Here is a 5,499-nt window from a genome sequence, read left to right as displayed (position 1 = left end):
ACGCGTAAGGACTCAGTAGGGAATCTCCGTCCTTCAGGGCGGAGAGGATGTCAACCGCAAGCCGCCCCGGCCGTTTGCCACGTGCCTGATTCCATTCCCGATGACCGACTCCGCCCGCCCCGCCGCCCCGAAGGACCGCATGACCCGCCTCACCGAGGTGCCGCGCCTCAGAAAGGAGGCCGAAACCATCCGCGTAATGACGGGAGAGTACTGCGCGCACTTCCACGGCACGGACGGCCGCACGCTCTGCCCGTCCTGCGCGGCGTTCCTCGCCTACGCCCTGAAGCGCCTCGCCTGCTGCCCCTACGGGGGCGAAAAGCCCGTCTGCGGCAAGTGCCGCATCCACTGCTACAAGCCCGCTGAGCGCGAAACCGCCCGCCGAATCATGCGTTGGGCGGGGCCGCGCCTCATTCTCAAGCACCCCGTGATGGCGATCGAACACGTGCTCGACGCCTGCCGCGAAGCGCCCGAGAAGCCCCGCAACACGCGCACCAAGGCGACGCCCAAACCCGCGCCCCAAGCGGCCCCGAAGGCCGCCCCTGAGCCGGCCGCTCCCAACCCCGCCGCCCCCGAAGCGCCCAAAAAGAAGGCCGACTGATGCCGTTCCTCATTCTTCCCGTGCTCGCCTACGTGCTCTTGTGCGCGCACCTCATGTTCCACGGCTTCGGACTCGCGGCCTTCGCACCCTTGGCCGCCGCGCTGCTCCTTGCCGTGCCGCGCCGCCCCGTCGTGTGGCTGCAGACGGCGCTCCTCATGCTTGCCGCAGCGGAGTGGCTGCGCGCCGGGTGGCTTCTGGTCGAGCGGCGCCTCGCCTGGGGCGAACCGTGGCATCTCGCCGCGGCGATCATGGCGGGCTGCGCGCTCTTCACCGTCCTTTGCGCGCTCGTCTTCCGCGCGGAGCGCCTCAGGCGCTTCTACCGCTGAAGGGAGTCTTCAGGCGCACGAGCGCGCGGCGCCTTCGCCCGCGACGCGTCCCATCACGAGGCAGTTCGTCATGCCGGCGCCGCCGAGCCGGTCGATGCCGAAGATGCCGCCCGCCGCCTCGCCCGCAACGAAAAGCCCGGGAAGCGCGTCGCCTGCGTCGGTGAGCACGCGCGCCCGGGCGTCCGTGCGCACGCCGTCCAACGTCGTGTGGACGTAGATGCGCTCCTCGCCGAAGTAGAAGGGCGGCTTTTCAATCCGCTGCGTGAAGACGCTCTTGCCCGTCGCGGGGTCAAATCCCGCATCGGCCGCACGGTTGTAGCGGACGAGCGTCTCTTCGAGCGTCCGGCGGTCCACGCCCATCGCCAGGGCCATTTCGGCGACGCTTCCGGCCTTCTTCACGGCCCCGTTGATGAGCTTGAGGCCGAGCGTCGCGCCCTTGAAGGACTGCGCGTCCGTGATCACCCAGCAGCGCCTGCCGTGGAGCGCGAGGATCGCCTCGGCGACGGCGTTCCAGGGACGGTTTTCATCCACGAAGCGGCGCCCCGTCTCGTCGACGTAGAGGTCGCCGCCCGCGCGGAAGTGTGCGGCCTCCGCAGCGGCGGAAGTTTCCCATGACGGCAAGCACATAGCTGCGGCCCGCTGCAGTTCCGGCACACGTTTAAAGCTCCGTTCCGCGGCTCGTCCGCGGCGGATCTTTTTCTATGTTTTCCATAGGGTTGATTCCTTTTCCGGAACGGTGCGCGTATCATTTTCCTCTGGCGGTCACCCCCTCCGGCAACCGCAACAAATTGCAACTGAAATTTGACCCTAAGTACTTTCATCTATAAAATGCTGTCAATTTGAGCCGCGAAAACGCACCGAAGCGATCGCGGCCTTTTCATGAGGTTTTTCCGTCTCTTAATTCCCCAACTTGGAAGGAGATTCGTCAATGTCCACGACTGAGAACGCCCCTCTGACGATCCGCGACATGCTCGAGCCGGCGATCAAGGCCGCGGGCGGCTGGGTCAACACCCACGCCCACGCCGACCGCGCCTACACGCTGAGCCCGGACGTGCTCGAGATGCGCCGCACCTGCACGCTGCAGCAGAAGTGGGACGCGCTCGACCGCCTGAAGCGCGAGTCCACCGAAGAGGACTTCTACCGCCGCTTCTCGCTCTTCTTTGAAAACCAGATCTCGCAGGGCGTCACGGCGCTCGCGACCTTTGTGGACATCGACCCGCAGTCCGAAGACCGCGCCATCAAGGCGGGCCTGCGTGCGCGCGAGCACTACAAGGACCAGCTCACGGTGAAGTTCGCCAATCAGACCCTGAAGGGCGTGATCCATCCGGAAGCCCGCAAGTGGTTCGACATCGGCGCCGAGCTCGTGGACATCATCGGCGCGCTCCCGAAGCGCGACGAGCGCGACTACGGCAAGGGCGAAGAGGCGTTCGACATCATCATGGAGACGGCCAAGCGTCTCGGCAAGATGGTGCACGTGCACGTGGACCAGTTCAACGAGTCGCTCGAGTACGAAACCGAGCAGCTCTGCGAGAAGACGATCGAGCACGGGCTTGAGGGCCGCGTGGTTGCCATTCACGGCATCTCGATCGGCGCGCACTCGAAGGCCTACCGCCACCGCCTCTACGAGCTCATGAAGCGCGCGCAGGTGATGGTCGTCGCCTGCCCGACGGCCTGGATCGACACGCCGCGCTCCGAAGAGCTCGTGCCGATGCACAACTCCATGACTCCGGTCGATGAGATGGTCCCCGCGGGCCTCACCGTCGCCCTCGGCACCGACAACGTCTGCGACGCGATGGTGCCCTGGAACGCCGGCGACATGTGGCACGAGATGACGACGCTCGCCACGGGCTGCCGCTTCGACTACTTCGACGAACTCGTCAAGATCGCCACGGTGAACGGCCGCAAGGTGATCGGCATCGACTAATCCCACGAGGCTAGCAGGAGTTTTCTGAAATGTACGTTTCCCCCATCGCCAACGACATCCTCGCCGGTCACCTCGTGAACTACGGCGCCGTCTCGTTCCTCACCGAGAAGCCCATGCGCCTGAAGTCGGGCCTCGTGACGCCGATCTACGTGGACAACCGGTCGCTCACGGGCCACCCGGACGCCTGGCGCGACATCATCGAGACGATGTGCTCGCGCATCTCGCAGCTCGGCCTCAAGTTCGACGTGATCGCGGGCGTTGAAGGCGCCGGCGTCTCGCACGCCGCCGCCCTCGCCTACCGCCTCGGCAAGCCCCACATCTTCGTGCGCCAGCGCGCGAAGACCTACGGCGATCACAGCCGCGTCGAAGGCTCCTCGGTGAAGGGCAAGCGCGTGCTCATCATCGAAGACCACATCTCGACGGGCCTCTCGCTCCTCTCCGCGGTCGAGGGCCTCAAGGCCGAGGGCGCGATCGTCGAGGACTGCCTCGCGATCACCTCCTTCGGCATCGACGAGACGACGAAGCTCTTCGAGAAGGAGAACGTCACCTGCCACGAGACCTTCAGCTTCACGCTCGTGATCGACAAGGCCGTTGAGCTCGGCAAGATCGACGCCGCGCAGAAGGCGCTCCTCGTGGACTGGCTCGCCAACCCGTGGACCTGGGCCGCCCGCAACGGCCTCACCCCGACCGGGAACGAGAACTAAGACGCGCTCCATCCTCCTGAAGACCGGCTCCCGACCTTCAGGAGAACGTCCGCTCCGAAGAACCGCCGCACGCCCAATGCCGGGCTGCGGCGGTTTTCTTTCGGTCTCCCCGACGCCGCAGCCCGCACCGCACGGCGGCTTGAGGGCGCTGTCTTCGGCGCCCGCTCATGCAGGATTTCTTCACGTCGCCCACGTCGACCAAACCTCGGAACGTTGATTTCGACCAAAAGTCCAAAAATTCCGTTTTTGCACCATTTTGGCACATCATGCAACCATGTGATGTTTATGCGGAATTTTTGTAAAGTTGGCGTCGAAAGACTGCCCTATTCTCAAAGGAATTTTCCGGCCGCCCGCGACGCGAGGTCGGCCGCGGACAAATAAACCGGGAGCGGAAGGTCGAGTGCGAGAGGCGCTCGAGGAGCCGTGCGGTGCGGACGTCTTCCGGCATGGTTTAAAGGTTGCAGACAACAGCGGCATCATAACGCTCCGTTCCGTCCGGGTCCCGAGCGGTTAAACTCCCCCTCATTCCACCCGCGGACGGCGGGCGCTCCTGCGCTCCGTCCGCCGGAAATTTCTGAAGAAAAATTCGAAATGAAGTACCTGATCGTCGACGACCACGCCCTCATCACCGGGGCACTCTCCTTCATGCTCACGGACCGCGATCCCGCGGCGGAGGTGCATACGGCCGCCTCAGCCGAAGAGGCGCTCGAGCTTGTGGACCGCGAGGGCGATGCGGACCTCCTGATCCTCGACCTGTCGCTGCCCGGCGTCACCGGCACGGAGCTCATGGAGGAGATCGTGCGGCGCCAGCCGATGTTGAAGATCCTCGTCGTCTCCGGCATCGCCGATCAGGAGAGCGTGATGCGGGTGCTGCAGTTGGGCGCCGCCGGGTTCGTCCCGAAGTCGCTCGACACGGAGATGCTCGGCAACGCCATCGACTTCGTGCTGAAGGGCGGCGTCTTCATCCCCTCGATGCTCCTCGCGGAATCCCAGCGCGCGGGGTTCTTCTCGCGCACGGCCGCGCAGATGAAGTCCGCCGCGGCCGAGCCCGTGCACCTGACGGACCGGCAAAAGGACGTGCTGCTGCAGCTCGCCAAGGGCGCGCCCATCAAGCGCATCTGCCGCGATCTTGAACTCTCCGAGGGCACCGTGAAGACCCACGTTGCGGCGATCTACCGCGCCTTCGGCGCATCGAACCGCACGGAGGCGCTGCTCGCCGCCCGCCGCGCGGGGTTCGACATCGACCTTTGACGCCTCAGGCGTCCGCCTCGTCGGCCTCCAGGTCCTCCCGGGAGGCGGGCGACGAGCGCCGCAGCGCCGCCACGGGCGCCGTGCGCGCCGACGCTTCAGCGATCGCCGCTGAAAGCGCCGCCCCGGACGCAGGCTTCTGCAGAATCACGGGGAGCGCCACCGGCGCCCCGCCCTTTTCGCGCAGGCGCCGCCAGTCGGCTTCGATGAGGTCGGCGGCGACCGCCGTGAGGAGCACCGTCGGCACGGGGTGCTTCACGCCCGCTTCGAGAAGACCCGCCGCCATGAGGCCCGTCGGCGCGTCGGCCCCGAGGTTGTAGTCGGAAACGAGGATGAGGCCGCCCGTCTTCGCCGCGGACTCCTCCACCTGCTCGAGGAATTCGTCGCTCCAGCAGTCGGCCGCCACCACCTCGGCGCCCCAGGACGAGAGCTTCGCGGAGAGCGCCTCCTTCACGAAGGGGTTGTCCTCCAGGAGCGCCGCCGTTGCGCCGAGCTCCGCCGGCGCCGCGCCGCGGGGCTCCGCCCTTTCGAGGACCCTCACCTGCTCGGCCTCGGCGAGGTTGAGGACGAGCCGGAAGACGCTTCCGCGCCCGACGCGCGAGCCCACGGTGAGTTCAATACCGAGCTGACGGCAGATGCCGCGCACGATCGAGAGCCCGAGCCCGTAGCCGTCGCCCGGGCGGCGCTTGCCTGCGGCGC

Annotated in this window: 7 protein-coding genes; 5 read left to right on the top strand and 2 right to left on the bottom strand. The window is 66.5% G+C overall.

Features of this window, described 5'->3' with window-relative positions:
- The first annotated feature begins 100 nt into the window (after positions 1 to 100).
- Both ACT6Y9_RS08380 and ACT6Y9_RS08375 read left to right on the top strand, forming a co-directional pair.
- Positions 101 to 598, top strand: coding sequence for a nitrous oxide-stimulated promoter family protein (locus ACT6Y9_RS08380; RefSeq protein WP_443744203.1), 498 nt, complete (start codon positions 101 to 103; stop codon positions 596 to 598).
- Positions 598 to 924 carry a hypothetical protein gene (locus tag ACT6Y9_RS08375; protein WP_443744202.1) on the top strand — a complete coding sequence of 109 codons (327 nt, stop codon included), beginning with the start codon at positions 598 to 600 and terminating at the stop codon, positions 922 to 924. Before ACT6Y9_RS08380 ends, ACT6Y9_RS08375 begins: the two co-directional genes overlap by 1 nt.
- A 9-nt stretch (positions 925 to 933) precedes the next feature.
- Here the strand turns inward: ACT6Y9_RS08375 and ACT6Y9_RS08370 are convergent, their stop codons facing one another.
- Positions 934 to 1,545: an FAD-binding protein gene (locus ACT6Y9_RS08370; RefSeq protein ID WP_443744201.1), complete on the bottom strand. Its 612-nt coding sequence runs from the start codon at positions 1,543 to 1,545 to the stop codon at positions 934 to 936.
- A 307-nt stretch (positions 1,546 to 1,852) separates the two neighbouring features.
- Between ACT6Y9_RS08370 and ACT6Y9_RS08365 the strand changes: the two genes are divergently transcribed.
- The 3 genes from ACT6Y9_RS08365 to ACT6Y9_RS08355 all read left to right on the top strand — a co-directional run bounded on the left by ACT6Y9_RS08365 (position 1,853) and on the right by ACT6Y9_RS08355 (position 4,803).
- Complete coding sequence (locus ACT6Y9_RS08365; RefSeq protein ID WP_295479975.1) at positions 1,853 to 2,848, top strand: amidohydrolase family protein; 996 nt, start codon at positions 1,853 to 1,855, stop codon at positions 2,846 to 2,848.
- A 29-nt stretch (positions 2,849 to 2,877) separates the two neighbouring features.
- The gene (locus ACT6Y9_RS08360; protein ID WP_295479977.1) at positions 2,878 to 3,552 is read left to right on the top strand and encodes an orotate phosphoribosyltransferase; all 675 of its coding nucleotides are present in this window, start codon (positions 2,878 to 2,880) and stop codon (positions 3,550 to 3,552) included.
- A 591-nt stretch (positions 3,553 to 4,143) separates the two neighbouring features.
- On the top strand, positions 4,144 to 4,803 hold the full coding sequence (locus tag ACT6Y9_RS08355) for a response regulator transcription factor (protein WP_295479979.1): 660 nt from the start codon (positions 4,144 to 4,146) through the stop codon (positions 4,801 to 4,803).
- Positions 4,804 to 4,807: 4 nt separating this feature from the next.
- Here the strand turns inward: ACT6Y9_RS08355 and ACT6Y9_RS08350 are convergent.
- A partial coding sequence (locus tag ACT6Y9_RS08350; protein ID WP_443744200.1) for an ATP-binding protein occupies positions 4,808 to 5,499 on the bottom strand: 692 nt, incomplete at its 5' end.

Origin of the sequence: Sutterella sp. (genome assembly GCF_052272535.1) — a bacterium.
Taxonomy (GTDB): domain Bacteria; phylum Pseudomonadota; class Gammaproteobacteria; order Burkholderiales; family Burkholderiaceae_F; genus Sutterella.
The sequence above is the reverse complement of the archived record's forward strand: the minus strand, read 5'-3'. Positions and strand labels throughout refer to the sequence as shown.

What these genes read in the sequence shown, in the direction of transcription:
- ACT6Y9_RS08375 (WP_443744202.1), top strand. Translation starts at nt 598, where the DNA reads ATGCCGTTCCTCATTCTTCCCGTGCTCGCCTACGTGCTCTTGTGCGCG.
- ACT6Y9_RS08365 (WP_295479975.1), top strand. Translation starts at nt 1,853, where the DNA reads ATGTCCACGACTGAGAACGCCCCTCTGACGATCCGCGACATGCTCGAG.
- ACT6Y9_RS08355 (WP_295479979.1), top strand. Translation starts at nt 4,144, where the DNA reads ATGAAGTACCTGATCGTCGACGACCACGCCCTCATCACCGGGGCACTC.
- ACT6Y9_RS08380 (WP_443744203.1), top strand. Translation starts at nt 101, where the DNA reads ATGACCGACTCCGCCCGCCCCGCCGCCCCGAAGGACCGCATGACCCGC.
- ACT6Y9_RS08360 (WP_295479977.1), top strand. Translation starts at nt 2,878, where the DNA reads ATGTACGTTTCCCCCATCGCCAACGACATCCTCGCCGGTCACCTCGTG.